The organism is Hoyosella levis, from assembly GCF_026008515.1.
Taxonomy (GTDB): domain Bacteria; phylum Actinomycetota; class Actinomycetes; order Mycobacteriales; family Mycobacteriaceae; genus Lolliginicoccus; species Lolliginicoccus levis.
Map to the genome: position 1 here is coordinate 56,344 of NZ_BQYM01000001.1, position 25,617 is coordinate 81,960.

At 68.9% G+C, this 25,617-nt stretch carries 25 protein-coding genes and 1 pseudogene; 17 read left to right on the forward strand and 9 right to left on the reverse strand.

Annotation, left to right across the window (positions count from 1 at the left end):
* Positions 1 to 7: 7 nt before the first annotated feature.
* The gene (locus QC765_RS00320) at positions 8 to 379 is read right to left on the reverse strand and encodes a hypothetical protein (RefSeq protein WP_278312426.1); all 372 of its coding nucleotides are present in this window, start codon (positions 377 to 379) and stop codon (positions 8 to 10) included.
* 149 nt (positions 380 to 528) lie between these two features.
* Here QC765_RS00320 and QC765_RS00325 point away from each other — a divergent pair, with 149 nt between their 5' ends.
* From QC765_RS00325 to QC765_RS00335, 3 genes are all read left to right on the forward strand, one after another.
* Positions 529 to 1,815, forward strand: a complete 1,287-nt coding sequence (locus QC765_RS00325; protein ID WP_278312427.1) for an RNA polymerase sigma factor — start codon at positions 529 to 531, stop codon at positions 1,813 to 1,815.
* Positions 1,816 to 2,000: 185 nt separating this feature from the next.
* On the forward strand, positions 2,001 to 3,191 hold the full coding sequence (locus tag QC765_RS00330) for a Fic family protein (protein ID WP_278312428.1): 1,191 nt from the start codon (positions 2,001 to 2,003) through the stop codon (positions 3,189 to 3,191).
* A 28-nt stretch (positions 3,192 to 3,219) separates the two neighbouring features.
* On the forward strand, positions 3,220 to 3,684 hold the full coding sequence (locus tag QC765_RS00335) for a hypothetical protein (protein ID WP_278312429.1): 465 nt from the start codon (positions 3,220 to 3,222) through the stop codon (positions 3,682 to 3,684).
* Positions 3,685 to 3,706: 22 nt separating this feature from the next.
* Here the strand turns inward: QC765_RS00335 and QC765_RS16515 are convergent, their stop codons facing one another.
* The 4 genes and pseudogenes from QC765_RS16515 to QC765_RS00350 form a co-directional block, all read right to left on the reverse strand.
* Positions 3,707 to 5,251 carry a DUF4153 domain-containing protein gene (locus QC765_RS16515; RefSeq protein ID WP_444979972.1) on the reverse strand — a complete coding sequence of 515 codons (1,545 nt, stop codon included), beginning with the start codon at positions 5,249 to 5,251 and terminating at the stop codon, positions 3,707 to 3,709.
* Between the two features lie 45 nt (positions 5,252 to 5,296).
* A pseudogene (locus QC765_RS16520) lies at positions 5,297 to 6,307 on the reverse strand (HAMP domain-containing sensor histidine kinase); the annotation flags it as partial.
* A complete protein-coding gene (locus QC765_RS00345; RefSeq protein WP_278312431.1) occupies positions 6,304 to 6,984 on the reverse strand; it encodes a response regulator in 681 nt (226 codons plus the stop codon). The pseudogene QC765_RS16520 and the gene QC765_RS00345, both read right to left, overlap by 4 nt.
* 209 nt (positions 6,985 to 7,193) lie before the next feature.
* Positions 7,194 to 8,123 (reverse strand): SDR family oxidoreductase, encoded by a 930-nt coding sequence (locus tag QC765_RS00350; RefSeq protein ID WP_278312432.1) that lies wholly within the window; start codon positions 8,121 to 8,123, stop codon positions 7,194 to 7,196.
* Between the two features lie 151 nt (positions 8,124 to 8,274).
* On the opposite strand from QC765_RS00350, the gene QC765_RS00355 reads away from it, so the two are divergent.
* The 5 genes from QC765_RS00355 to QC765_RS00375 all read left to right on the forward strand — a co-directional run bounded on the left by QC765_RS00355 (position 8,275) and on the right by QC765_RS00375 (position 13,218).
* On the forward strand, positions 8,275 to 8,682 hold the full coding sequence (locus QC765_RS00355) for a YciI family protein (RefSeq protein ID WP_278312433.1): 408 nt from the start codon (positions 8,275 to 8,277) through the stop codon (positions 8,680 to 8,682).
* Between the two features lie 6 nt (positions 8,683 to 8,688).
* Entirely contained in the window at positions 8,689 to 9,831 is a 1,143-nt protein-coding gene (locus QC765_RS00360; protein WP_278312434.1) for an RNA polymerase sigma factor, read from the forward strand.
* 173 nt (positions 9,832 to 10,004) lie between these two features.
* The gene (locus tag QC765_RS00365; protein WP_278312435.1) at positions 10,005 to 11,651 is read left to right on the forward strand and encodes a helix-turn-helix transcriptional regulator; all 1,647 of its coding nucleotides are present in this window, start codon (positions 10,005 to 10,007) and stop codon (positions 11,649 to 11,651) included.
* An 83-nt stretch (positions 11,652 to 11,734) separates the two neighbouring features.
* Positions 11,735 to 12,562 carry a class I SAM-dependent methyltransferase gene (locus QC765_RS00370; RefSeq protein WP_278312436.1) on the forward strand — a complete coding sequence of 276 codons (828 nt, stop codon included), beginning with the start codon at positions 11,735 to 11,737 and terminating at the stop codon, positions 12,560 to 12,562.
* On the forward strand, positions 12,559 to 13,218 hold the full coding sequence (locus QC765_RS00375) for a hypothetical protein (RefSeq protein ID WP_278312437.1): 660 nt from the start codon (positions 12,559 to 12,561) through the stop codon (positions 13,216 to 13,218). Before QC765_RS00370 ends, QC765_RS00375 begins: the two co-directional genes overlap by 4 nt.
* An 82-nt stretch (positions 13,219 to 13,300) precedes the next feature.
* Here the strand turns inward: QC765_RS00375 and upp are convergent, their stop codons facing one another.
* The 3 genes from upp to QC765_RS00390 are packed head-to-tail and all read right to left on the reverse strand — an operon-like array spanning position 13,301 to position 16,407.
* The gene (gene upp, locus QC765_RS00380; RefSeq protein WP_278312438.1) at positions 13,301 to 13,930 is read right to left on the reverse strand and encodes a uracil phosphoribosyltransferase; all 630 of its coding nucleotides are present in this window, start codon (positions 13,928 to 13,930) and stop codon (positions 13,301 to 13,303) included.
* A gap of 13 nt (positions 13,931 to 13,943) precedes the next feature.
* Positions 13,944 to 15,134 (reverse strand): URC4/urg3 family protein, encoded by a 1,191-nt coding sequence (locus QC765_RS00385; RefSeq protein WP_278312439.1) that lies wholly within the window; start codon positions 15,132 to 15,134, stop codon positions 13,944 to 13,946.
* Entirely contained in the window at positions 15,127 to 16,407 is a 1,281-nt protein-coding gene (locus QC765_RS00390; RefSeq protein ID WP_278312440.1) for a GTP cyclohydrolase II, read from the reverse strand. Before QC765_RS00390 ends, QC765_RS00385 begins: the two co-directional genes overlap by 8 nt.
* 153 nt (positions 16,408 to 16,560) lie before the next feature.
* On the opposite strand from QC765_RS00390, the gene QC765_RS00395 reads away from it, so the two are divergent.
* Positions 16,561 to 17,229, forward strand: a complete 669-nt coding sequence (locus tag QC765_RS00395; RefSeq protein WP_278312441.1) for a hypothetical protein — start codon at positions 16,561 to 16,563, stop codon at positions 17,227 to 17,229.
* A gap of 41 nt (positions 17,230 to 17,270) precedes the next feature.
* On the opposite strand, the gene QC765_RS00400 is transcribed toward QC765_RS00395, so the two are convergent.
* Positions 17,271 to 18,122 carry a VOC family protein gene (locus tag QC765_RS00400; RefSeq protein WP_278312442.1) on the reverse strand — a complete coding sequence of 284 codons (852 nt, stop codon included), beginning with the start codon at positions 18,120 to 18,122 and terminating at the stop codon, positions 17,271 to 17,273.
* 166 nt (positions 18,123 to 18,288) lie between these two features.
* Between QC765_RS00400 and QC765_RS00405 the strand changes: the two genes are divergently transcribed.
* The 8 genes from QC765_RS00405 to QC765_RS00440 all read left to right on the forward strand — a co-directional run bounded on the left by QC765_RS00405 (position 18,289) and on the right by QC765_RS00440 (position 25,610).
* Positions 18,289 to 18,753: a hypothetical protein gene (locus QC765_RS00405; protein ID WP_278312443.1), complete on the forward strand. Its 465-nt coding sequence runs from the start codon at positions 18,289 to 18,291 to the stop codon at positions 18,751 to 18,753.
* A gap of 97 nt (positions 18,754 to 18,850) precedes the next feature.
* Positions 18,851 to 19,522 carry a HEAT repeat domain-containing protein gene (locus QC765_RS00410; protein ID WP_278312444.1) on the forward strand — a complete coding sequence of 224 codons (672 nt, stop codon included), beginning with the start codon at positions 18,851 to 18,853 and terminating at the stop codon, positions 19,520 to 19,522.
* The gene (locus tag QC765_RS00415) at positions 19,516 to 20,409 is read left to right on the forward strand and encodes a HEAT repeat domain-containing protein (RefSeq protein WP_309297281.1); all 894 of its coding nucleotides are present in this window, start codon (positions 19,516 to 19,518) and stop codon (positions 20,407 to 20,409) included. Before QC765_RS00410 ends, QC765_RS00415 begins: the two co-directional genes overlap by 7 nt.
* Before the next feature lie 248 nt (positions 20,410 to 20,657).
* Entirely contained in the window at positions 20,658 to 21,671 is a 1,014-nt protein-coding gene (locus tag QC765_RS00420) for a glycoside hydrolase family 26 protein (protein ID WP_373876622.1), read from the forward strand.
* 1 nt (position 21,672) lies between these two features.
* Positions 21,673 to 22,917 (forward strand): PP2C family protein-serine/threonine phosphatase, encoded by a 1,245-nt coding sequence (locus QC765_RS00425; RefSeq protein WP_278312446.1) that lies wholly within the window; start codon positions 21,673 to 21,675, stop codon positions 22,915 to 22,917.
* Positions 22,914 to 24,875, forward strand: coding sequence for a glycosyltransferase (locus QC765_RS00430; protein ID WP_278312447.1), 1,962 nt, complete (start codon positions 22,914 to 22,916; stop codon positions 24,873 to 24,875). Before QC765_RS00425 ends, QC765_RS00430 begins: the two co-directional genes overlap by 4 nt.
* Entirely contained in the window at positions 24,872 to 25,210 is a 339-nt protein-coding gene (locus QC765_RS00435; protein WP_278312448.1) for an STAS domain-containing protein, read from the forward strand. The genes QC765_RS00430 and QC765_RS00435 overlap by 4 nt, the downstream gene beginning before the upstream one ends.
* A complete protein-coding gene (locus QC765_RS00440) occupies positions 25,200 to 25,610 on the forward strand; it encodes an ATP-binding protein (RefSeq protein ID WP_278312449.1) in 411 nt (136 codons plus the stop codon). Before QC765_RS00435 ends, QC765_RS00440 begins: the two co-directional genes overlap by 11 nt.
* The last annotated feature ends 7 nt before the right edge of the window (positions 25,611 to 25,617 follow it).

Below are 25,617 nucleotides of genomic sequence, written 5' to 3' on the forward strand. Positions count from 1 at the left end.
GCCGGGGTCAGTCCTCGCCGGGCTGCGCGCGGTGCGAGTAGGCCCACGCGAGGAAGATCAGGAACGGCGCGATGAACGCGACGAGCGTGCCGATGACCACGAGATCAGGATGCTGCGCGAGCCAGATCGACCCTGCCGCGAACGCCAGCGCCAGCACCACCGCGGCAGCCTTCGCCCACAGCGGCCAGCGCGGGTCCTTGCCCCAATTGTCGGCATGAGCGCGCGCGGTGCCGAACAGCTCCGTCGGCGGCTTGCCCGTGGCTGACGCCTTGCCCTCCACGTCCGCGACGACCTCGTGGATCGTGGCGTGCGGCACCTTTCGCACCTGCAATGCGATGACGAGATCGTCGAGGTACTCATCGAGACCGGGCGCGGGCATGGGGCACGTCCTAGGCTTGGAACGGGGGCGGGAGACACGAGGATCCTACCGGCGACCGGCGTGCCGTGGCACCCATTGCCTGCCCTCATCGGGAGACAATGGCCGTGAGGCTGCACGAGCGGCGGCCCCACGGCGAGGAGGCGCGCGGAATGAGCGAAGCGGTCGGGGACACGGCGGTCGGGGGCAGGGCGAGCCGCGACGCGGTAGCGGCGGTGTGGCGGATCGAATCGGCACGGATCGTGGGCGCGCTCGCCCGCTACACCGGTGACTTCGCGCTCGCCGAGGATCTCGCGCAGGAAGCCCTCGCCGAGGCCCTGGTCACCTGGCCGCGCGATGGGGTGCCGCGCAATCCCGCCGCATGGCTGCTCACTGTGGGGCGGCGGCGCGCGATCGACGGATTCCGGCGCCGCGCCGCCCGCGATGATCGCTACGCCCTCCTCGCCCACGAGATCGGGGAGGAGACGCGCAGCGGGCAAGCGGGGGAAATACTGTGGGACCCCGACCAGATCGACGATGACGTCCTCGCGCTGATGTTCATCTCCTGCCATCCGCTTTTGTCCCGCGAGGCTCGGATCGCGCTGACCCTGCGCGTGGTCGCGGGCCTGGCCAGCGATGAGATCGCCCGCGCCTGCCTCGTTCCCACCGCGACCGTGCAGGCCCGGATCACGCGCGCGAAGAAGACACTCGCCGATGCCGAGGCCACCTTCGAGGTGCCCCCGGCGCAGGAGCGGGCGCAGCGGCTCGGCTCGGTGCTCAACGTCATCTACGTGATCTTCACCGAGGGGTCGTCGGCCACCTCCGGTGCCTCGCTGATCCGCCTGGACATGGCCAGCGAGGCACTGCGCCTCGCGCGGATGGTGGCCCGGCTGATGCCTGGCTCCGCCGAAGCGCACGGCCTGCTCGCGCTGCTCGAGCTCACCTCGGCACGCTTTCCCGCCCGCACTGGACCCGATGGCCGGCCCGTGCTGCTCGACGCGCAGGATCGTCGGCGGTGGGACCAGGGCGCGATCCACCGGGGCCGTGCGGCCCTCGAGCGCGCCCAGGGACTCGGTCGCGGCCTCGGCCCCTACGGCGTGCAGGCCGCCATCGCGCGATGCCATGCGGACGCCGGATCGGTCGAGGATACGGATTGGGAGCGGATCGTCGAGCTCTACGAGACGCTCGCGCGGCTCGCTCCGTCACCGATCGTCGAGCTCAACCGGGCGGTCGCGGTATCGATGTCCCGCGGGCCCGCGGAAGCATTGCCGATGGTCGATGCCCTCGCCGCTGATCCGGGCCTCGCGCGCTCGCACTTGCTGCCGAGCGTGCGCGGCGAGCTGCTCGCGCGCCTCGGTCGTCACGAGGAGTCCCGCGCGGAGCTGTCCCGGGCCATCGAGCTGTGCGGCAACGAGCAGGAGCGGGGCGTGCTCGAGGACAAGCTCGCGGCGCTCGGGTAGTTGGCCTTGCTCCACGGCGAGTGTGCGAAAAGCGACTGGATTTCTGGCTGGAGCTGTCGTTTCTTGCACACTCGCGGGTCGCCAGCGGGAGACAGCGGGAGGCAGGCGCGGTCCCGGGGCGACGATCCGAGCACAACACCTACTCTTGTTATCACTTACCGCGTAACTGAAGCTAGTGTGGAGCCATGGCATCAGAAGCCGACTGGCCGATCCTCCGGGCGGAAACGCGGCCCTGGGTGCCCCGCATCCCGCCGGATCTTGTCGCCGCCGCGATCCGCCACCGCCACGCGGGCCCCTACCAAGCCGCTCTCGTGCCCGCCATCGCGCACCAGCGGCTCCTGCTGCCGGGCGACGTGCTCGCCCTCGCCGACCAGGCCGCCACCGAGCTCGCCCGGTTCGACGCCGAGCTCGGAGCCGACATCGCGCCTTTCGCCGCGGTGCTGCTGCGCTCGGAGTCCGCATCGTCATCGATGATCGAGAACCTCACATCCGGCGCCAAGGCGATCGCCCTCGCCGAGCTCGGCGAGACCGGCAAGCGCAATGCCACCTCGATCGTCGCGAACACCCGCGCCATGCGCGCCGCCCTCGACCTCGCCGACCGCCTCTCCCCGGACGCGATCCTCGACATGCACCGGGCGCTCATGGACGGCGTCGACCCGGGGGCAGGGCGCTGGCGGCAGGAACAGGTGTGGATCGGCGGCACCACCTACGGGCCGCACGACGCCACCTTCATCCCGCCCCACCACGAACACGTCCCCGCGCTGATCGACGACCTCGCGACGTTCCTGCAGCGCACGGACCTGCCTGTCCTCGTCCTCGCCGCGATCGCCCACGCGCAGTTCGAGACCATCCATCCCTTTACCGACGGCAATGGCCGCACAGGTCGCGCGCTCGTCCACTCGCTGCTGCGCGGCCGCGGCCTCGCGCGCAACGTCACCATCCCCATCTCCGCGGGCCTGCTCACCGACACCGGCCGCTACTTCACCGCCCTCACCGCCTACCGCGACGGCGAGCCCGAGCGCATCGTCGCCACCTTTGCCGATGCCGCTTTCGCCGCCACCGCCAATGGCCGCGCCCTGGTGGCGGACCTGCGCGCCATCCGGGACCGCTGGGGCACCGCCATCGCCGCGCGCCGGGGCGCATCCGCCTGGCGGCTCGCCGACCTGCTGCTCCGCCAGCCGGTCGTTGATGCGGGAACCGTCGCGGCAGAGCTCGGCATCGCCCCGCAGAACGCGCTGCGCGCCATCGGCCCGCTCGTCGACGCCGGTGTCCTGACCGAGTTCACCGCGCAGCAGCGCAACCGCATGTGGCAGGCCCGCGACGTGCTTGGCGCCATCGATGAGTTCGCCGACAGGGCGGGCCGACGAGCACGGTAATGCCCCTGCGGCACCGCATAATGGAAGCATGGCAAGCACACACACGCACTCCGCCCCGCGCGTTACCCACGGCATCATCGTGTTCGGTATCGCCGGATGGGCTTGTCTCGGGATGGTCGTGCTCGCGGTCGTGGTGAGCGTGTTCACCACCGGCCCGAGCGCGGGCCTGATCACCATCGTGATGCCCACGCTCTTCTTCGGCGGCATCGGCTACTTGTTCCTGCGGCATTTCTACCGCACCCGCCGGTTCCGTCTCGACGCGCTCGCCTCCGGCAGGACCGTCGAGGGCGAGGTGACCGGGCATGGCCGCGCTTTCAACCTGTTCTCCAGCACTCGGCACGACACGTTGCGGGTGCGCTACCGCGATAGCACGGGCGCCGAACGATTCGAGCAGGTGATCGTTGCTGGCGCGCGGCTAGCGGCTAGCCCGCCGGGGACCCCGATCATCGGGTATATCCACCCCAGCGGGCGCAGCTACTTCCCCCAGGGCTGAGCCCGCGCCCAGCCCTCGCAGATCAGCCCTCGCAGCCCAGCCGAACGGCCTCGGGGAATCCCTCGGCGGCCTGCGCGGCGCGCGACCGACCCAGGTTCCAATCAATCAGGCTGCCACTCTGCTCGGGCGCTGCGATGATGCATTCCGCAAGCTCCCGGGGCAGCCCCTCGATGATCGCGGGGGTGGCATCAGGACCGAGCGACCGCAGGTAATCGAGGTCGATCTTGCCGATCTGCGCGTAGCGCTCGATATTGTGCTCCGCCACCCACGCCTCCGGGTTCATCAGCCCGATGCCCAGGATCAGCAGCGCGCCAGAAACGAGCGCTGCCCGCGGGATCCAGCGCCCCGTGCGCACCGCCGTGGCGATCAGCACGAGGACGAGCAGGAAACCCAACCACAGCTCGAAGCCGGTAACAAGCAGCCGCATGACAGTGAACCCGTAGGCCTCCTGGTAGACGTGCATGCGATACAGCGCCGAGGCGACAACCGCGAGGGCCAGGCTGCCCAGCAGGCCGAGCGCGGTGGCAAGCAGCGCGCGATCGACGGATGTCGCACGCGGCGCCTTGCGCGCCACGATCGCGACGGTGATCAGCGTCAGGAACGTCACGGCTACTAGCTGCCCGAACCCCTGGTGCACGTACTCGGCGTAGGTAAGCCCCGTGGTCCGCTGCACGTAATCGTGCCCGCCCCACATCGCGGTGGCCTGGGCGGCGACGAATGCCACGAAGATCGCGATGAGCATTCCGAGCGGAATGATCCATTCGAACCTCCGGCGCACCGGGGTTGCCGGCGGCAGGGTCGCCTTCTCCACCGGTGGGGGATTGACGGCCACGTACGTCGCGGCGAGGACGATGCCTCCGACGAAGAAGCCGACGAACGCCCGGTTGATGAACCCATCGACCTGCATATCGGGGACGAACCGGTCCGCCCACGAGCCGAAGATCGCATCACCGGAGGCAAAGAGCCCGCCGAAGACCACGAGCACCACCAGCGTGACCGCGACCGTGCGCACCACGGGCCAGACGCTGGAGCGCCGTGACAGCACGTTCAAGGTGTGGCCCAGCAGTGGCAACCCCCGGATCGCCGCGAGCACCCACGCCGCCATCGCTGCGACCATCGCCCCGAAGGACAGCGCCCCGGTCAGTCCTGCCATCGCTAGCACCGCCGCGGCCAGCACCGCGAGGACCGTCACCCACTCCGCCGCGCGCAGCACCAGCAACGAGGCCAGGGCCAGGCTCGCCACCGCCAGCATCATCGTCCAGGGATCACGCCGGCGAACCGAGCCCGCCAGGATCACCCCTCCTGCCGCGAGCAGCACCAGCAGCAGGCCAAGCCCCATGCTCGACTGGGCGGGCAGGATGATGGCCGCGAGCACGCCTACCGCGACGCTGCCGATCACGAGCCCGGGGCGGGGGCGCTGATCCTCCTCGGGCCACGCGCGGCCGAAGAGCTGCGCCACCGTCGAATCCGCCACCGGCTGTACTGGCCGCATGGGTGGCACTGGCCCGCTGGGCGTCTCTCTCGCAGTGAGCGTTCCCGCGCCCGCGGGCCCTGGTTCATCAGGCATGATCTTCTCCTCCGTGTAGTCCCCGGCGCTTGGCAGCCGGGGTGCCTTGGGCAGGACAGCGCGAACGCGCGCGCCCCGCCCGGAATCCTCATCCGTGCCGCCGATGACGGCGATGGAGCCGCCGTGCAGCTCGCACACCCAGCTCGCGATCGCCAGGCCCAGCCCCGTGCCGCCACCGGAGTTGTCCCACGAGCCGAAGCGCGCGAAGACCCGCTCCGCCCGATCCGGCGGGATGCCCGGGCCCTCGTCGCTGACCTCCAGCGCCCACCGATCACCGTCGAGAGCGTCCGCGCGCACCGTCACGATGCCGCCCTCCGGCGAGTGGCGGACGGCGTTGTCCAGCAAGTTCGCCACGACCTGCGCGAGCCGTCCGGCATCGGCCTCGACCTCCCGCGCACCGTCGGCGATCGCCACCTCGATGCGGATGCCGCGCTGCGCGCCACCCTGCGCGCGCGCCTCGGCCACGCCCTGCCCGACGACCGCTTCGACATCGACGAGGCCGATATCGAGCCTGGCGACGCCACCATCGACCCTGCTCAGGTCCAGCAGGTCCGTCACCAGCCCGCTCAGCCGCTCGGCCTGCGCCAGAGCCGTTCGCAGGCTCTCGGAATCCGGCGATACGACGCCATCGACCAGGTTCTCCAGCAAGGCCTGCTGCGCTGCCAGCGGGGTGCGCAGCTCATGGGACACCGTCGCGACGAGCTGGCGTCGTTGCTGGTCCGCTGCCGCGAGATCGCCAACCATCACATTGAATGCCCGAGCGAGCTCACCGACCTCGTCCAGCGAGGTCGCCGTCACCCGCCGCGAATGGTCGCCGGTCGCCATCACCGCGGTGGCCGCGGTCATCTCCCGCAGCGGGGACGTCATGCCGCGCGCCAGCCATTGCGTGAAGAGCAAGGCCACGACCACGGTCACCGGCATCGTCAGCCAGCCCGGCACGCCTGCCCGCGATCCTGCCTGCGCGACCAGGACAGCGACGATGACGCTCGCGCCCACGAGGATGCCCAGCTTCGCCTTGATCGACCGGAAGCCATCGAGCGGCCGCGCCCGGCTCATGCCGCCACCACCAGCGCGTAGCCCACGCCATGAACGGTGCGCACCCGGTGCGCCCCGATCTTCGCGCGCAGCGCCTTGACGTGGCTGGCCAGCGTGCGGGTTCCCGACGCCTCCGACCAGCCCCACACCTCGCGCATCAGCTCGACGTGCGAGCGCACCACTCCCGGCTCGGTCGCCAGCGCCACGAGCAGATCGAACTCCAGCGGGGTCAGGTGCACGGCCGATCCCGCGACGAGGACCTGCCGGGTACGTGGCTCGATGCTCAGGCCACCGACGGTCACCGCGGCCGTGGCCACGGCCTCCCGCGATCGCTCCACCCGCCGCAGGAGGGCCTGCACGCGGGCAACGACCTCGCGCATCCGGAACGGCTTGGCGACGTAGTCGTCCGCGCCCACGCCGAGCCCGATCAGCACATCGGTCTCCGAGTCCCGCGCGGTGACCATCAGCACCGGCACCGGGCGCGCCGCCTGGATGCGCCGGCACACCTCGAGACCGTCGAAGCCGGGCAGCATCACATCGAGCACCACCACATCGGGCGCGTGCGCCTCGTGGGCAGCGACCGCCCCGGGACCATCGAAGGCCCGCACCACCTGGAAGCCCTCGGCGACGAGGCGATCGCTCAGCGCTTGATTGATCGCTGGGTCATCCTCGACCACCAGCACCACTGGATATGTCATGCCGCAAGCGTATGCGGGCGCCCCTGCACTGATCGGGGCCAAATCGTGGAGATCCTGTGAAGATCCAGGCTTCCGCGCCCTTGTCCGGGCCGATGCGCCTCGACAGCGACGCCAAGCGCGAGAGAAGCTGCGACAAACCCAGGGCAGATTCTCTCGCGCTTGACGCTTTCCGGTGCTTCTGCCGACGGGTGCGGGTTGGGATCGTCGAGCTAGGCGCGGGACTCGCCGTCGCCGGGGAGCTGCTTGGCCTCCCGCGCGCTCAGCGAGCGACCGAGGGAGCGGACCTCGCGCTCGAGATCCGGGATGATCCGCCGCGACATGCCACGGGCGAGCTTCACCGCGAGCGGCGCCTGGATCATCGCCCGCGACCAGTACACCGTGCCGACGGAGGCGGGGCTGAACACCCGCGACGATCGCTTCTCCATGCCGTCGACGATCGCTGCTGCACACTTGTCCACGGTGGTCGTGGAGTGCAGGGGCCAGGGCAGCATGGCGCGGAGCTTGCGGAACGTCGGCAGATCCTTCTCGGCATCGCGGACCATGTCGGTGTCGATCCAGCTCGGGTGCACCGAGCCGACCGTGACGCCGAGATGGGCCACCTCCATGGCGAACGCATGCGTCAGCGATTCCGCCGCGGCCTTGCTCGCGGTGTAGGCGTGCAGGCCACCGAGCGGGGTGAACGACGCGACCGAGCACACCGTCAGCACATGCCCGCGCGTCTCGGTGACATGCGGCAGCGTGGCGTTGAGGGTGTTCCAGACGCCCCCGACATTGATCGCCATGGCCAGGTCGAACGTCTTCTTGCCGATCGTGGCGACCGTGCCGTAGGGAGCGACGCCGGCATTGGCGAGCACGACGTCGATGCGCCCGAAACGCTCGACGGCTGCCGCTACGGCCGCGCGCACCGCATCGAATTCGACCACATCGGTCTCGAGGGAGGCGGCATTGGCGTCACCGAACTCCGCGCACAGGGCATCCATGAGCTCGGGCTCGAGGCCCGCGAGAAAAACCCTGGCGCCCTTGGCCGCGCACCGGCGCGCGACCTCCGCCCCGATGCCGCGGGAGCCGCCGGTGATGAACACGACCTTCCCGTCGAGATCGATGCGTTCGCTACGGAGCCTGGAGAGGGGATTGTCCATGCGGCCCAACCTACCGCCCGCGCGCCGACCTGGCCGCTGAAACGAGCTCCCGCCGAACGGTCCAGCGAAATGCGATGTCGAGAATCCGCGCATGGCTTCGTCCCCGGTGTGAAGCAGCCACAATGGGCTGTACCGCGCGAAGGAGGACATCATGGCCAAGTACCTGTTGCTCAAGCACTACCGGGGCGCTCCCGCGCCCGCCAATGACGTGCCGATGGAGAAGTGGACTCCCGACGAGATCACCGCCCACGTGCAGTACATGCAGGACTTCGCCGACCGGCTCGAGCGCAACGGCGAGTTCGTCGATAGCCAGGCGCTCGCCCCGGAGGGCACGTTCGTGCGCTACGACGGCGAGGGCCGCCCGCCGGTCACCGATGGACCGTTCGCCGAGACCAAGGACTTGATCGCCGGCTGGATGGTCATCGACGTCGAGACCCATGAGCGTGCGCTCGAGCTCGCGGCCGAGCTATCCGCGGCCCCGGGTGCGGGAGGCAAGCCGATCCACGAATGGCTTGAGCTGCGCCCGTTCCTCACCGCGCCGCCCACCATCACGGAGTGACCGGCAGTGGACGAGACCCTGCTGCGCGCGCTCGTCCCCGCGGTCACTGGCATCCTCGTCCGACGCGGAGCTGACTTCGCCGCGGCCGAGGATGCCGTGCAGGAAGCCCTCATCGAGGCGTTGCGCCGGTGGCCGGAGGAACCACCGCGGGATGCAAAGGGCTGGCTGGTCGCCGTGGCCTGGCGCAAGTTCCTCGACGCCACCCGCGCCGATGCGTCCCGGCGCCGCCGTGAGGCCCTCCTCGACGCCCAGCCCGCTCCCGGCCCGGCCACGGTGGCCGACGACACGCTCGCGCTGTACTTCTTGTGCGCGCACCCTGCCCTCGCCCCGGCCGCCGCCGTCGCGCTCACCCTGCGCGCGGTCGGCGGCCTGACCACCCGCCAGATCGCGCGGGCCTACCTCGTGCCCGAGACGACCATGGCCCAGCGCATGAGCCGCGCCAAGCGCACCATCTCCGGATCCCGCCTCGGCCAGCCTGGTCATGTCGCCACGGTGCTGCGCGTGCTCTACCTCGTCTTCAACGAGGGCTACTCCGGGGACGTCGACCTCGCCGCCGAGGCCATCAGGCTCACCCGGCAGCTCCACAGCGGCATCGACCATCCGGAAGCGGCTGGCCTGCTCGCGCTGATGCTGCTCCACCACGCGCGCCGCCCGGCTCGCGCCCGGCCCGACGGCAGCCTCGTGCCGCTGACCGAGCAGGACCGCGGCCTATGGGACACCCGGATGATCGCCGAGGGCGTCGACCTGCTGCAAGCCGCCCTGCGCCGGGACCGGCTGGGGGAGTACCAGGCACAAGCAGCCATCGCCGCCCTCCACGCCGATGCCCCCACCCCCGCGGACACGGATTGGCCGCAGATCGTCGAGTGGTACGACGAACTGGTGCGCCTCACCAACAGCCCGGTGGCTCGCCTCAACAGAGCCGTCGCGGTCGGCGAGGCAGAGGGACCGCGCGCCGGGCTCGCCGACCTCGCGCCGCTCGACCCTTCACTGCCCCGCCACACCGCCGTCGCGGCCTACCTCCACGAGCGCGACGGCGATACGGCCACCGCGGCACGGCTATACACCGAGGCTGCCCGGTCCGCGACAAGCCTGCCCGAGCGCGACCACCTAATGCGGCAGGCGGCGCGGCTCAACGCAGGGCAGCGCTAGCTGGGGGTGTCAGTGCGGACGGCATCAGCGCGCCGGTTGTGTGCGGTTTTGCACCCTCCGCGGGCCGCCCGAGGGTGCATTCGGTAACACTTCCGAGGGGTGAGATCGCCGAGCGCACACCGGCCGGGGATCGGGATAGGGTGGGGATGAGGAGACTCCAAGAAGGTGCCAGCGTGACCACCAGCGACTCCCGGGACAGTACCGGCACGGCCAGCCAGATCGAGCGCGGCAGGATGCTTTTTCGCGAGCGCGCATGGGCTGATGCCTACTCCGTTCTCACCAGGGCAGCTGAGCGGGAAACTTTGTGCCCCAGTGATATCGAGCTGATCGCGACAGCGGCATACGTCATGGGCAAGGATGCCGAGAGCGATGCGGCGCTAGAACGTGCGTATCGGGGACATAGCGAGCGGGGAAACGCGCCCGGGGCAGCGCGGTGCGCGTTCTGGCTGGGGATCTCTCTCGTCATGCGCGGCGAACCAGCACGCGGCGGCGGCTGGCTCGGGCGCGCGCATGACACGCTCGCCAACGAGCCGGACGATTGCGCCGAGCGCGGGCTGCTGCTGGTGCCCTCTGGGCTCCACGCGCTCAGCGAGCAGGACTCCGACGCTGCCCTCGAGGCTTTCTCCCAGGCCGCCCGCATCGCCGATCGGTGCGGTGATGCCGGCCTCGCGGCGCTGAGCAGCCTCGGCCAGGGACAGGCGCTGCTCCAGCGTGGCGATATACGCCGGGGAGTGGAGCATCTTGACGCCGCGATGGTGGCAGTGACCGCAGGTGACGTCTCGATCGTGGCGTCGGGGATCATCTACTGCGCTGTCCTGATCGAATGCCGACGGATTCTCGACCTGCGCCGGTCGCAGGAATGGACGGCCGCGATGTCACGCTGGTGCGGCGCCCAGCCTGATCTCGTGCTCTACCGGGGCCAGTGCCTCGTGCACCGCTCGGAGATCCTGCAATGGCATGGACAGTGGGCCGAGGCGATGGCCGAGGCGCGCAGGGCTGTCGAGCGGTTGGCGTGGCCGCGGCAGCCCGCGGCCGGGATGGCCTACTACCAGCTCGCCGAGCTGTATCGCTTGCGCGGCGAGCATGCCGCCGCCGAGCAGGCCTACCACGACGCTGTCGAGCACGGGCATTCGCCGCAGCCCGGGCTTGCGCTGCTGCGGCTAGCCCAGGGCAACGCGGACGCAGCGGCGGCATCCCTGCGGCGTGTTCTCGACGAGACCCAGGACCCGCCAGCACGGGCACGGCTGCTGGCCGCGCTGGCCGAGGCGCTGCTCGCCGCGGGCGAGGCCAGCAGCGCTCGCACCGCGGTAGTCGAGCTCGGTGAGATCGCCGAGAGCGTGGCAACGCCGCTCCTGGCGGGGCTTGCCGCCCAGTCGGATGGCGCGGTACTGCTCGCCGAGAACAAGGCTGCGCAAGCCTGTGCTGAACTGCAGGCCGCGCAGCGGGTTTGGCAGGAGCTCGAGGTGCCCTACGAGGCCGCGCACGCCCATGCACTGCTCGCCCGCGCCTGCCTGGCGCTCGGGGACACCGACACCGCGCAGCTCGAGCTCGAGGCAGCGCGCGGCACATACCGGCAGCTCGGGGCGGCGCGCGACCTAGCATCGCTGTCCGGCGCGGGGAACCCGGGTGATCTGAGCCCGCGCGAGCGCGAGGTGCTCGCGCTCGTTGCCGCGGGGAAGACGAACAAGCGCATCGCAGCAACATTGGTCCTGAGCGAGAAGACCGTCGAGCGGCACGTCAGCAGCATCTTGTCGAAGCTGCGCGTGCCCAACCGCGCGGCGGCGACCGCATACGCGTACCAGCGCGGCATCGTGCAGTAGGGGATTTCCCTCGCCGCCGGGGGAGGCCGATCGCGGGTCTTTCCCGATGCGGACGCTCGCCCGGTATTTCTACGCTCGAAAGCATGACCCGTTCGATAGCCGATCCGGCCCAGATCCGCGAGGAGGAACGCGCGCGGCTCGGCGCTGAGATCCTGTCCGTGTCATCGGCGGTTCGCCCCGGTTCACGTTTCCTCGACGTGGGTGCGGGCCCACTCAGCATCCCGGCCGCGCGCCTGGGTGCCCAGGTCACCGCTATCTCTGCTGATCCCGCGGCAATCGCGTGGCTCACCGGCTGGGCACAACGCGAAGGACTTCACCTCGATGCCCTCGTCAGCGATGGACCCGGCCTGCCGATGCCCGACCGCTGCTTCGATGTGACGGCATCGCTGAACGGCAACCCGCTGCTGCCCGGCATGGGCCAGGGCGTGGAGGAGCTCCTGCGGGTCACCAGGCCCGCCGGAACTGTCCTGGTCGCCGCGTGGGGCGCGCGGCGCGCATCCGAGGTTCTGACCTTTGTCGCGGCGGCGTTGCAAGCCGCGCTACCTGGGGTCGCTCCCTCTCTGATGGATCCGGGGCCGCCTTTCCAGGCGCGCGACCCACAGGCTCTGGCAAGCCTGCTGCGCGTCGCCGGGCTGGTGGATGTTCGAGCGAACGCAGTGATCTGCTCCGTGCGATTCAGGTCGGGAGCCCACCTCTGGAAGGCGTTCACCGCCAGCAACGCGGACGTGTCCCTGCTCGTCTCGCGGCTTCCGCGATCCCAGTGTGAAACCGTGCAACGGGTGCTCGACGGGATGCTGCGGGAACGCTCGGGCGGATCGCGCGGCGCGGTCCTGCATGCACCCGTCAACGTCGCGACCGGCATCAGGCCGGGAGAACGACGCAGCTCACAACACAAGGAGGTCCTCTCATGAACAAGCACAAGACCGGCGCGGCAGCGATGGCAGTGGCCCCGGTGGTGCTCGCCGGAGCCCTGCTATGGCACCCGCCAATCCCAGGGCGCCTGCCCGACAGCGCGGCTGTTGCCGAGCACATAGCCGAGCACCCGGTTGTGTGGGGCCTATCGCACATCGCGCTCGCCGTGGCCTCCGCGTTCCTCATCGTCGCGTTCGCCGCCATCCACAGCTATCTGCGTGATGCGGGGGACCGCTGGCTCAGTTCAGCCGGATTCGGATTCATCGTCCTCGGCAGCCTGGGGTACGCGCTCCTGCCGGGCATGGAGTTCGGCCCCCTCGCCGCGCACGAGGCCGGGGCGGATGCCGAAGCAGTCCAGGACGCGCTCATGATGTGGTTCAAGCCGGTGCTGCTCCTCAGCGGCGTGGCGTTCGTGCTCGGTATCGCTGGTTTCGCGGCCGCCATCAAGCGCACCGGGGCGCTCGGCCGGATGGAGGGCACGATCGCCGCGATCGCGCTGATCGTCTTCGCCGCGTCCCGCATCATCCCCATCGGCGTCGCGCAGTTCTATGTGCAGCCCCTGGCCGCTGCTGTCGCGCTCTGGCTGATTGCCACCGCGATGTGGGCAGCCACCGAGCACCGCCAGGAGCACCAGATGGCGGGGACGAGGCTATGACAACGGAAAGGTGATCTCGCAGGCTCCTGCGCGCGCTCGCCAGTGGACCACCCACCCCGAGCGCGCGCTGGGCATTGCCCGGCTACCGCGTCCCGAAGATCCGGTCGCCAGCGTCGCCGAGGCCGGGCCGGATGTAGCCGTGCTCGTCGAGCTCGCGATCGATGGCGGCGGTGTAGATCGGCACATCAGGGTGCGCCCGGTGCAGCGCGTCGATGCCCTCGGGGCAGGTCAGCAGGCACACGAACTTGATCGACCGTGGCCCGAGCTCCTTGATCCGCTCGATCGCCGCACGCGCGGTATTGCCGGTGGCGAGCATCGGGTCGATCACCACGATGTCGCGCTCATGCAGCTCGTCGGGCATCTTGAAGTAGTACTCGACCGCCACCAGCGTCTTGGGCTGGCGATACAGCCCGATGTGGCCGACGCGCGCCCCCGGCACGACGCGCAGCATTCCCTCGAGGATGCCGGTGCCCGCCCGCAGGATCGGCACGAGCACGACCTTCTTGCCGTCGATGACATTGCCGGTGGTCGCTTCGAGAGGGGTCTCGATGTCGACCGGCTGGACGGGGAAGTCGCGCAGCACCTCGTAGGCCATGAGCATGGAGATCTCATCGAGCAGCTGCCGGAAGTTCTTGGTGGAGGTCTCCTTGCGCCGCATCAATGTCAGCTTGTGCTCGATGAGCGGATGGTCGATCACATGGACAGTGCTCATGGTGCGCTCCTTGCTAGAAGACCGAGCCGTCGCTGGCAATCGAGAGGGGTGGCAATCCGCCGCGCAAGCGCTGCGCCGATGCACGTCCCGCCGCCCAGGTGCCACCTTCGAGCACGCACGCTAGCGGCATCTGATCCGCGCTCAGCCCGAGGCGGGAGCGAACGAGCGGGGCGAGCTCGTCGAGCAATGCGACCGTCAGCGCGCGCCACTCGACCACGAGCTCGTCCCCGACGTTCCAGGTGCGGGTGGTCGCTTCCGGATCGCGCAGGCGGAGCACCCCGGTATCGAGCAGCAGGCCACCATTGCGGTACTCGGGAAGGCCCGTCAGCTCATCGATGCCGGTGACCCGCGCGCCCGCCTGCTCGAGCGGCTCGAGCAGCGAGTACGTCAGCCACTGCGATAGCTTGTGCAGCGGCATCCAGCCCCGGGTCAGGCCCGCTCCCGGGACCGCCTCGTGGCGCCAGCAGTCGCCCAGTGCCTCGTTGCCGAGCGTGTTCCCGGAGAGCCAGATGCCCGAGAGCGCATCGAGCAGGCGGGCGAGGATGTCGTGGGCAGAAATCTCAGTGATGCCCTCGAAGAGTCCGCTGGGACGGCCCACGAGGGACAGCGCGTCGCCGAGACGGTGCAGCAACCGCACCCGTCCGTCGAGCCCGACCAGAGGATTGTCGGTGCTGGCCTGGAAGGCCTCGGCGAGCTGCGCGGCGGTCAGGTCCCACAATCCCACGACGTCGACCTGCCCGGGGTTCGCGGGGTCGCTGGAGAACAGGCCGCTGGTGAACGCGTGCCAGCTCGCCACGCCGAGGCCCTCGGACCGGGTGAAGACCTGGCCGCTCGACTGCTCGGCGTATTTCCAGTCCGGGCCAGCGCCCGCGTCGAGGAGGACGCTGACCACAACGAGGTCGATCATCGATGCGGCGCTAGCCGAGGCATCGGACCCAGCGAGGCGCTCGCGCAGTACCACGGCGCGGTCGACCCCGCCAGCCTCGAAGTGACGCCAGCGGCTGTGATAGGGGATCTCCAGGCTGGGGTAGCGGTCGCGGGTGATGGAAGCGACCTCGGCGGCGGCGATCTCGAGCGCGTCGTCATCGACGTCGAACCAGGTAGAGCGACCATCGCGGGCCCGCTGCAGCAGGTGATGGGCGCGCTCCCGGATGGCGGTCGTCGAGCGCAGTGCCGCTGCCGCTCGAGCGACAGTGTCAGTCATCGGTCCACCCCCGGCCCTTGACCTGCTTCAGCTGCTCCGCATCCGGTACCGCGCCGGGCGTGAAGTAGCCCGCCGCCATCTTCGCGTCGATCTCCACGCGCGCGTCCAGCGGCACCAGCTCGTCCGGGATGTTCACCCGCTCCCCGACCTCGATGCCCGAACCTGTGATCGCGTCATACTTCAGGTTGCTCATCGATACCAGGCGGTGGATCCGCCGGATGCCCAGCCAATGCAGCACGTCGGGCATCAGCTCCTGGAAGCGCATGTCCTGCACGCCCGCGACGCACTCGGTGCGCGCGAAGTAGTGGTCGGCGGTGTCCCCGCCCTCCTGGCGCTTGCGCGCGTTGTAGACCAGGAACTTCGTGACCTCCCCGAGCGCCCGGCCCTCCTTTCGGGAGTACGCGACCACGCCCGCTCCACCACGCTGGGTGCCCCGGATGCACTCCTCGATCGCATGCGTCAGATAGGGGCGGCACGTGCAGATATCGGAGCCGAAGACGTCCGAGCCGTTGCACTCGTCGTGGACCCGCGCGGTCAGCTCCACCGCCGGATCCGCGAGATCCGCGGTCTTGCCGAAGATGTACACCGTCTGCCCACCGATCGGCGGCAGGAACACCTCCAGGTCGGGGCGGGTGACCAGCTCCGGGAACATGCCGCCGGTCTCCTCGAACAGCACCCGGCGCAGCTCGGTCTCGGTGCAGCCGAACCGGTGCGCGATGCCTGGCAAGTACCAGACAGGCTCGATGGCCACCTTGGTGACCACTGCCGCGCCACTGGCCAGCAGGATCCGGCCGTCGGGCACCAGGCGCCCTTGAGCGATGGCGTCGGCGATCTCCGGCAAGGAGACGTGCGCCCTGGTCACCGCGATGGTGGGACGGATGTCCATGCCCGCAGCGATCTCCCCGGCGAACGCCTCGGCGATCATCGCGCCCCACGGATCCAGGCTCACGATCGTGCTCGGCCCCCTCCACTGCGGATAGGGGCCGATCGGCACGGTCGGCGCGGTGTTCGTCAGGTCGGCGCGATGCTCCCGGGACAAGGCTCCCGCGGCTACCGCGAGGGCCCGGTACACGCTGTACGAGCCACTATGGGTGCCGATGACGTTGCGCTGCGCGCGCGATGCGGTCGTGCCAATGACAGGGCCACGCTCGGCCGGTGTCGCCGCTCCCCACCTGATCGCCAGCGCGCCCGCGCTTCCCGCATGCGAGGTGAGCCGGATGTGCCCGGCCGTGCTCGCCCCAGCGGAGAGTGGGTTGTTCACGTCAGTGGACATGGTGCCCCCTGGTCATCGATCCCGGACGCGCGGCGGGTAAGCCTCAACGATACTGGGTGGACGAGGCAACGCGCAGGACGAGGCATGCCTCTGCTATCGGACCTGGCAGTCGCAGCGACGCCGCCGCTCGAACGTTCAAGTACGATCGGGCCCGTGGCTCAGAAGCACCCCGACCAGACGTGGACGCTGGAGGCGGGCGGCCAGCACCACCGGGTCAATGTGTGGGGATCGGCTGGCCGCCGCATCGAGTGGCAGATCGATGGCGTGGTGGTGGCGACGCAAAAAACGTGGAACGACAAGGTGAGGCTCACCGCCGACGATGCCGGCACGATGTTCCTGCGCTTCTCCTCGATGGGGACGCCCCAGCGGGCCACCTACCTGAGCAGCACGGGACCAGACGTCTCGCTCAAGGCGGCCGCCGGGCTGGCAGGAGTCGATCTCATCCCGGATCCGGGAACCCCAGCGGCCAAGCATGAGGATCGCTTGCGCGACCATCCCACGCTCTATCCCATGCTGCAGGCGCTCGGTGGAGCGGCCGGGGTCATCGCCTCGGTGCTGATCGCGCTCCTGCTCGCGAAGCTCCTCTCCTCGATCGACTGGCCAGACCTGCCCTCCGTCCCGCTCCCGGACCTTCCATCGATTCCCTTGCCGACGATCCCGCTGCCCAGCATCGATCTCCCGGACGTCACGGTCCCGGACTGGGTCCGCTGGCTGCTCGACAAGCTGAAGTACGTGTGGCCGGTGATCCTCGCGTTTGTCATTGCCCGAACCGAGGTGCGCCGTCGCCGCAAGCAGGACAAGGCTCGCAGGAGCGAGGACTAGCAAGGGGCCCCATCCGCCCAAGCCTCGCGCCGTCCCGGCGGCTACGAGTTCTCGGGAACGAACTGGTTGGCACCGAAGACTGCCCCGGCGGGGTCGCGCAGCACCGACATCCGGACCCACGGCGCATCGGTGGGCGGGAGCACGACCGCGCCACCGAGCTCGACAGCCTTGGCGGCGACGGCGTCCGCGTCCTCGACGCCAAAGGTGATGCCCCAGTGCGGCTGGGTGTCCGCATCGTCGGCAGGAATGGGGTTGAGGCTCGCGACAACGTTCTCGAACCCGGTGGGGCCGCCCATCTCGACGATCATCTCGGTATGGCCGGGCATGAGCTGGTCGATGTGGTCGCCGTACCCGGGGAGGGTCCACATGTGGCCACCGGGGCCGAGATCGATGCTCTCCCAGCCAAAGACCGCGTTGTAGAACTGCTTGGCCGCCTCGAGGTCCCGGCTGTACAGGTCATTGAAGTTCACGGCGCCATGCTCGTTCACCACGGCAGAACCACGGTGGGCGTGCGCCTCCCAGAGCATGAAACGCGCGCCCTCGCGGTCGGCGCATACGGCCATCCGCCCCTGGCCGGGCACGTCGTCGGGCGCGACCACCACGGTGCCACCAGCATCGGTGACCCGGGCCGCGGTCTCGTCGGCGCTCTCCACCCACACATAGGTGTTCCACGCCGGATGTGGCGGTTGCCCGTCCGCGGAACTCGCGATCGCGGCGACGTCACCACCCGGGAGGCGGCCAATCAGGTACTTCGAGGGCGCGCCCGGTGGCACGACGTTCTCGCACTGCCATCCGAACAGCCCGCCATAGAACCTGGCAGCGGCATCGGGATCAGGCTGGTTGGTGTCGGCCCAGCAGGGCACCCCCGGGATATAGCGATCAAGCGCGCTCATCGCGATTCCTTCCACGTCGTTGGATGACTGGATTCATTCTGTACCCGGGCTACGACAAGAATGTCGCGGATCACTCACGCCGATCGCACGGAGCCTAGGACAATTCACCCGATGGACACGTAGCCTCAGGACAAGAGAAACACCAGGGATCACGAACCGGGGAACCATGAATCTCACACGAGCAGCCGCCACCCTCGGCGCAGCCATTCTCGCGCCCCTCGCGGTGGGCGCCACGACCGCAGCGGCAGAGCCTATCGGCGTCCTCCAGTTGCCCGCGCACAGCCTCGTGGTCTCCGGCCTCGTCGTGCCCGGCATCCACGGCGCCGCGGTGACCGTCGCCAGCGCTGGACCCGGCCACGTCACCTTCGCCGCGCCCACCCGGCCCGAGGCATGCGCCACGACCTACGGCGGCGCGCTCGTGCGGATCGATTACCTCAACGTCGCGACCGGCGCCGCGGGCACGACGATGGTGCGCCCGTGCCCGAACTTCCTCGATCCCACCCCGGAGACCGCGACCGTGCACACCGGTCCAGGCCCGGTCGTGTTCAGCATCGGCATCACTGGCTCGGACTACCGCCCCTCCGCTGGCCAGCCGTCGCTACCCGGCTTCGGGACGTTCACCGCACCGTAGCGAGCGGCTCTCGGGACACGGGACGGCCTGCCAGGGACGGCGCTTGACCTTGACACGATGGCAAGGTTTCTACTGTCCAGTAGAGGAGGTGGCCGCCATGACAACTGCCCACCACGAACTGGACGCCCGCCTGATCGAGGCACTTGCTGATGCGCGCTCGTCCACCCGGCTCAGGGCCGCGCTGATGGCCGGTACGCATCCTGGCGCGAGGCTCGTCGAGCCCTTGGTCGCGCGCTGCGCGACCGAACCAGACTTCTTTGTCCGTGACATGCTCACCTGGGCGCTGGTCCGGCACCCCGCCGAGGCCACTGTGCCGCGGCTGCTCGTGGAGCTCGGCTCGGCGTCCGCGCAGGCACGCAGCCAGGCATTGCACACGCTGTCCAAGATCGGCGACCCGGTTGCTTGGCCGTCGATCTTGCCGCTGCTGCATGAAGAGGAGGACGAGGTCGCGCGCAGCGCCTGGCGCGCCGCCGTCGCGCTCGTGCCCCCAGGACGAGAAGCGGGCCTGGCCGCGCAGCTCGCGAAGGAGCTCGGCCGAGGGGATGCGGACACGCAGCGCAGCCTGAGCCGTGCCCTCATCGCGCTGGGCGAGACGGTGGCCGCGCTCCTGGGCACCGCCAAGGACAATGCTGACCCGCGGGTGCGAGCCCACGCCATCGCCACCGAGCAGCTCCTGAGCGACCCGGGCGTTGAGTTTGCCCCCGCGCTCGAGTACGCAAAGCGCGTCACGAGCCTGGGCGCCGCGGCAGCGAGGGTGGCGGAATGCTGATCGGGGAGGTCTCGCGACGCTCCGGGGTCAGCACTCGCATGCTGCGCCACTACGAATCCCTCGGCCTGGTGAGCCCCTCGGGGCGGACGTCGGGCGGCTACCGCGAGTACTCCAGCGACGACATCGAGCGGATCCTGCATGTCGAGAGCCTTCGATCGCTGGGCCTGCCGCTGCGCGACATCCAGCGCGCGCTCGACGACCCGGGATTCGCGCCCTCTGCGTTGTTCGGGGACCTGATCCGCCAGACGCAACAGCGGATCGACCGCGAGCAGGACCTGCTCCAGCGGCTGCGCAGGGTCGAAGCAGCGGGACCAGGGCAGTGGGGGGATGTGCTGAGCATCATCAGCCTGCTGCGTGCTCTCGGCTCCGAGCACGCGGCGCTGCGCCAGCAAGCGATCCTGTCGTCGGCCCCGAGCAAGCCCCTGCCCCTGGATGCCCTCGGCGAGGCAGCGCTTGCTGAAGCCGATCCGAACGTCGCCGGAGCCCTCATGTGGGCCCTGGAGAGGGCGGGCGCTGACGGACTGGGCCACGTGGCTGCAGGATTGGCGTCCCGGGATGCGGAAACACGGCGGCGCGCGGTATCGGCCATCGCGGCTTGGGAGGGCCCGGAAGCGCTAGCACTGCTCCAGGGCGCGCTCGCGGACCCCGACGACAAGGTCCGCAGGCGCGCGGCGCCTGAGCTCGGGGAGCGGGGCCACGGGGAGGCGGTGCCCACGCTGATCAGCATGGTTGTCGAGGGTGCAAGCGACGTCGAGGCCGCGGAGCGCCTGGGAATGCTAGCGGCGGGGCCCGAGGCCGCCGAGCCGATCGTCCGAGCCCTGGTCGGCCCGCTCGGCAGCGCCATTGACCCGCGTGCCCGGCTGCGCCTTGCCCAGGCTCTCGCCTAGATCCCCGGCCCCGCCGCTGCCGGCGCGCTGGAACAGATGGCGAAGGACAACGACCGCACCGTCGCGCTCACAGCCCGGTCGATCCTGGCAGGCCGCGATGGGCGTCCGCGAGGCGCGTGATCCCCGCCGGTTGTGTGCGCTTTTGCACCCCATTCCACGTGCGAGAGGGTGCATTCGGTAACACTTCCGGCCGCGATCGCGGCGTCCGGTAATGTTACAAACTGAAACTTCGCTGGAGAGAGGGGTCGATGAGACCTATCTGCTCAACGCTGAGGCCGGGGACGAGCATCGGTGCGCGCCTGCTCCTCGCCGCAACGATCCTGGTGCTGACGCCTCTGTCCGCATGCGCGGCACCGGCGAGAGGAACCGCCTGCCCGGATGCGCGCCTGCACTCCCCAGCCCACGACTGCTTGCGGTTCGGCATCAGTACACCTGGGGGGCCGATGGCGCTCGACGAGCTAGAGCGCGTGGGACAGTCCGCAGGACAGGCCCCCACGCTTGTACTCTCGTTCACCGATTTCACGGCACCGCCTCCGATCGAGGGACTCAGCGCGATCACCGCCCTCGGGGCGGAACCGATCGTGACATGGGAGCCCTGGCGCTGGCTCAGCGATGGAGAGTACGAAGACGCCGCCTTCTCCATGCAAACCATCGCGGACGGGCTTCATGACGACTACTTGTATAGCTGGGCCGATCAACTCGCTGCATGGGGAGGAACTGTGTACTTGCGCTTCGCGCACGAGGCGAACGGGACCTGGTATCCGTGGAGCGTCGCGCATGGCACCAGCGCCGAGAGCTACGTAGCAGCGTGGCGTCATCTCCACGACCTGTTCGCTTCGAAGGGCGCGTACAACGTCAAATGGGTCTGGTCGCCGAACGTTTCCTTCCCCGGAAGCTCGCCGATCGCGGATCTATACCCGGGTGACTCCTATGTCGACGTGATCGGGCTTGATGGATATAACTGGGGCACGACGAATCCATCGACTCATTGGATCGATCCCGCTAGCCTGTTCGGCCCGACGCTCGACGAGCTACGCGCGATCGCGCCTGGCAAGCCCATCGCGGTGACCGAAGTCGGCAGCGCCGAATTGGGCGGATCAAAACCAGACTGGATTCGCCAGCTAGTGGGTTTCCTGGACAGCGCCGCCTCCGTCGCGGCCTTCATCTGGTTCGATCATGACAAGGAAGCAGATTGGCGGTTCGCCAGTACTCCAGAATCCGCAGCAGCATTCGCTGGAGCGCTCACCGAAAGACTCCGCTGACATGACTACTTATGTCACAGAAATACCCCCTGATGTGGAGCGAGCACGCGTGCGAGCGGTCGAGCAGCTCCAGTTGCTCGATACACCCCGCGAGGATCGCTTTGACCAGATCACCAAGATCGCCAGACGGGTCTTCAACGTGCCCATGTCAACGGTGTCGCTCATGGACCGCGAACGCCAGTGGTTCAAGTCAGCACAGGGACTCGATCTCGTCGAGGTGCCTCGCGACATGACCATCTGCCAGACGACGATCGCCCGCAGCTACACGAGGCCCGCCAACCCCATGCTCATCCTGACCGACGCGAGCGAGGTCGCTGAATTCGCTTCGCTACCCGGCATAGGTGGCGAGGACGGTATCCGGTTCTACGCGGGATACCCGCTATACGGGCCAGGCGGCCATCCAGTCGGCGTGTTCTGCATCTACGACACCCGGCCACGCACCCTCGATGCCGCGGACCTCGACGTGTTCAAGGATGTGGCCGCCTGGGCGCAGCGCGAGCTCGAGCGCTCCGAGGATCTAATGCGCGCGGCCGAGGTCCAGCGTGGACTCTTGCCCGCTGGCAACCTCGCTGTCGACGGGTACGACCTCGTCGGCGCGTGCATCCCCGCATACGCGGTCGGCGGTGACTTCTACGATCACTACCGGACCCGGCGCGGAGTCATCGTGTCGGTCTGCGACCTGATGGGGAAGGGCATGGGTGCTGCGATCCTGGCCGCGTCAGTACGATCGGCCCTGCGTGGCGTTTCACGGGCGCTGGACGCAGCAACGCCCGGAACGGACCTCGCGTGGGCAGTAGGCGCTGCCGCCACCCAGCTTGCTGATGACTTCGACCGGACAGCCCGCTTCGCGACCTTGTTCCATGCCTTGCTGGACCCCGAAACCGGAATCGTGGAGTACGTCGACGCCGGCCATGGGCTCGCCGCGGTACGGAAGGCCGATGGCACAGTGCGGCGATTGGCCGCGTGCGGCCTGCCTTTGGGAGTGGCCGAGGATGGGGGCTGGCAGTCGCACAGGGTTGCCCTCGAGCCTGGCGACATGCTCGTTGCCTGTTCCGACGGGGTACTCGACCTCATCGACGAGTCGGGCACGAACGCGCGCGCTATCTTGCAGCTCCTCTCTAGCCAGGCCGAGGGGCCGTGGCAGCTCGCTGCCTCGGTCCGAAGCATGGCCATCTCGGCCGCGCCGCTTGACGACGTCACTGTGCTCGTCGTCAGCCGCGCGCACGGCACCCGGAGCGTGGCGTGAAAGCAGATCTAACGCGCCAGGTCATCGCGCTCCGCGTCCTCATCCTGATCGCAGCGTTGCTGGGACTGAACTACATCATCTGGCGGTGGATGTTCTCGGTCGCGTGGCCGGCCTGGTACATCGCTGTCCCACTGGTCATCGCTGAAACATATAGCTTGATCGACTCGCTCCTTTTCGGCCTGACCATGTGGAGGTTGCGAAGGAGGGGCGAGCCGCCCCTTCCGCCCGAGGATGCCACCGTCGATGTGTTCATCACGACGTACAACGAGCCGCTCGACCTTGTTCTGCGCACCGCCGAGGCCGCGCAGCGCATCCGCTATCCCCACAGGACATGGATTCTTGATGACGGATCGAGGCCCGAGCTCGGCGAGATCGCCAAGGCGCGCGGCATCGAGTACCTCGTACGGGCGAGCGGCTGGAGGAACAAGCCGCGGCACGCCAAAGCGGGCAACCTCAGCAACGCGCTGATGCACACCGATGGCGAGTTCATCCTCATCCTCGACGCAGACCAGGTGCCGCAGCCAGAGATCCTGGACCGCACCCTCGGGTACTTCGAGGACCAGCGGATGGCCCTGGTCCAAACACCGCAGTACTTCATCAATGTCCCAGAAGGTGACCCGCTGGGAAGCCAGGCACCACTCTTCTACGGCCCGATCCAGGAGGGAAAGGATGGGTGGAATGCCGCGTACTTTTGCGGATCCAATGCGGTCCTGCGCCGCGAAGCGCTGATGCAGCTCGGGGTCACCGGCTACGTAGAGGCTGTGGAGAAGGATATTCGCGGTGCACTGGCTGCGGCTGCCAAGGTCATCGAGAAGGCACGTGCTGACCTAGACGGAAGCTCGCCACAATCACGGGCAGCGCTCGGCACCGTGCGCGCCGCGGTCCGCGCTGCGCAGGAGGACCTCCGCGGCGGGCGACCGTTCGCGGAGGTTACCTACGACTTCCAGCGACGAGTGGACGCTGCCGCTCGGGAGGTCGTCGATTCGGACGTGCTGGCCATGCGGGCTGACCTGGCAGCAATCGCTGAGCTCTCGGAACTGGCGGATGGGTTCGCCCCCGGGAACGAGTTCCTCCTGGACGAGAATGCCCACGGCCTGCTCACGCAGCGCGAATGGTCGCCACTCGGCGCGATCGAATCGGTGCGAGCGATCATCCGGTCCATCGACGTGGGGCGCGAGGCGGAGGCACAGCCAATGCTTCCCATCTCGACCATCTCCGTCACCGAGGACATGGCCACCTGCATGCGAATGCATGCCCAGGGCTGGCGCACCGCGTTCCACAACGAGATCCTGGCACACGGGCTCGCGCCCGAGGACCTGAAGACCATGCTGACCCAACGCTTGCGCTGGGCGCAGGGCACCGTGCAGGTCATGCTGCGGGAGAACCCCCTCGTCCAGCGCGGGCTCTCGGCAGCGCAGCGGCTGATGTACTGGGCCACGATGTGGAGCTATCTGGCCGGCTTCGCAGCAATCATCTATTTTGCTGCCCCGGTGCTCTACCTGACCCTCGGCATCATGCCGGTGCAGGCATGGAGCGTCGACTTCTTCATCCGGCTCATCCCGTTCCTGATCGTCAACCAGCTCATGTTCCTCGTCGTCAGTCGTGGCACCCCGACCTGGCGCGGTCAGCAATACAACCTCGCACTCTTCCCGGTGTGGATCAAAGCGTGCTACACCGCCTTCCGCAACGTCTACTTCAACAAGCCGCTGGACTTCGCGGTCACACCGAAGACCCGACAAGATACTCAGGGCAGGCAATGGCACCTGGTGCGGTACCAACTGCTCGCCATGGCGATCCTCGCGGTCGCGTCGCTCATCGGCGCCGCCAATCTCGCGACAGGACTGATCTCGCCGCTGGGATTCTGGGTGAATATCCTCTGGGTAGCCTTCGATCTCGCCATACTCAGCGTGGTCATCAAGGCGCTTCGGATGAACAGGCAGCATGAAGGAGCAGCATGATCGAATTCATGACCCGCACCGCCGACAGCGGCGTCGCCATCATCGAGCCACGAGGGCGGCTCAACATGGTCGCGGCACCCCGCCTTCGGGAACTCATCGAGTCGACTGTCGCAGGTGGTGCCCAACGGATCGTCGTCGACCTGGAGGCCACCGATTTCATCGACTCCTCTGGGCTGGGCGCGCTCATCTCGGGCCTCAAGTGCGCCCGACAGGCTGGCGGCGACCTGCGCATCGCGCGACCGAGCACTCAGGTGGAGACGGTGCTCCAGCTGACAAACCTCAATCGTGTCCTCAAGGCGCACGCGTCGGCGGAGGAGGCATTCAGTGGGCGATGAGGCAGGGCCCCTGGCTTTGACCGCGGCGGCACTGCCTGAATCACTCGATGCGGTGCATGATCTTCTCGCGCGGCTATGGGAGAGCGCTCCGAGCACTGACGACACTCATCGGATGCGGTTCGAGACCGCCGTGGCCGAGATCGCCGGGAATATCGTCACCCACGGGCGGGCCAGCGGTACCCGCACATTCTCCCTCGCCGTCACGATCCGCGAAGGCCTGCTCGAAGCCCGGTTCAAGGACGATGGCTCGAAGCAGAACCTCGACATGTTGACAGCCTCGCTCCCTGGGGACCTCGCGGAATCGGGGCGTGGCCTGGCAATAGCTAGCGCATTGCTCGATGAGCTGCACTATCGCCGCGAGCCTGGCGAGAACACGTGGCACCTAGCTGTGCGACTCTGAGGAACAA

Coding starts and splice junctions, on each gene's coding strand:
- QC765_RS00370 (WP_278312436.1), top strand. CDS start 11,735: ATGACCCGTTCGATAGCCGATCCGGCCCAGATCCGCGAGGAGGAACGC.
- upp (WP_278312438.1), bottom strand. CDS start 13,930: ATGAGCACTGTCCATGTGATCGACCATCCGCTCATCGAGCACAAGCTG.
- QC765_RS00350 (WP_278312432.1), bottom strand. CDS start 8,123: ATGGACAATCCCCTCTCCAGGCTCCGTAGCGAACGCATCGATCTCGAC.
- QC765_RS00390 (WP_278312440.1), bottom strand. CDS start 16,407: ATGTCCACTGACGTGAACAACCCACTCTCCGCTGGGGCGAGCACGGCC.
- QC765_RS00385 (WP_278312439.1), bottom strand. CDS start 15,134: ATGACTGACACTGTCGCTCGAGCGGCAGCGGCACTGCGCTCGACGACC.
- QC765_RS00345 (WP_278312431.1), bottom strand. CDS start 6,984: ATGACATATCCAGTGGTGCTGGTGGTCGAGGATGACCCAGCGATCAAT.
- QC765_RS00355 (WP_278312433.1), top strand. CDS start 8,275: ATGGCCAAGTACCTGTTGCTCAAGCACTACCGGGGCGCTCCCGCGCCC.
- QC765_RS00410 (WP_278312444.1), top strand. CDS start 18,851: ATGACAACTGCCCACCACGAACTGGACGCCCGCCTGATCGAGGCACTT.
- QC765_RS00325 (WP_278312427.1), top strand. CDS start 529: ATGAGCGAAGCGGTCGGGGACACGGCGGTCGGGGGCAGGGCGAGCCGC.
- QC765_RS00415 (WP_309297281.1), top strand. CDS start 19,516: ATGCTGATCGGGGAGGTCTCGCGACGCTCCGGGGTCAGCACTCGCATG.
- QC765_RS00405 (WP_278312443.1), top strand. CDS start 18,289: ATGAATCTCACACGAGCAGCCGCCACCCTCGGCGCAGCCATTCTCGCG.
- QC765_RS00425 (WP_278312446.1), top strand. CDS start 21,673: ATGACTACTTATGTCACAGAAATACCCCCTGATGTGGAGCGAGCACGC.
- QC765_RS00335 (WP_278312429.1), top strand. CDS start 3,220: ATGGCAAGCACACACACGCACTCCGCCCCGCGCGTTACCCACGGCATC.
- QC765_RS00320 (WP_278312426.1), bottom strand. CDS start 379: ATGCCCGCGCCCGGTCTCGATGAGTACCTCGACGATCTCGTCATCGCA.
- QC765_RS00375 (WP_278312437.1), top strand. CDS start 12,559: ATGAACAAGCACAAGACCGGCGCGGCAGCGATGGCAGTGGCCCCGGTG.
- QC765_RS00435 (WP_278312448.1), top strand. CDS start 24,872: ATGATCGAATTCATGACCCGCACCGCCGACAGCGGCGTCGCCATCATC.
- QC765_RS00420 (WP_373876622.1), top strand. CDS start 20,658: ATGAGACCTATCTGCTCAACGCTGAGGCCGGGGACGAGCATCGGTGCG.
- QC765_RS00400 (WP_278312442.1), bottom strand. CDS start 18,122: ATGAGCGCGCTTGATCGCTATATCCCGGGGGTGCCCTGCTGGGCCGAC.
- QC765_RS16515 (WP_444979972.1), bottom strand. CDS start 5,251: ATGCCTGATGAACCAGGGCCCGCGGGCGCGGGAACGCTCACTGCGAGA.
- QC765_RS00330 (WP_278312428.1), top strand. CDS start 2,001: ATGGCATCAGAAGCCGACTGGCCGATCCTCCGGGCGGAAACGCGGCCC.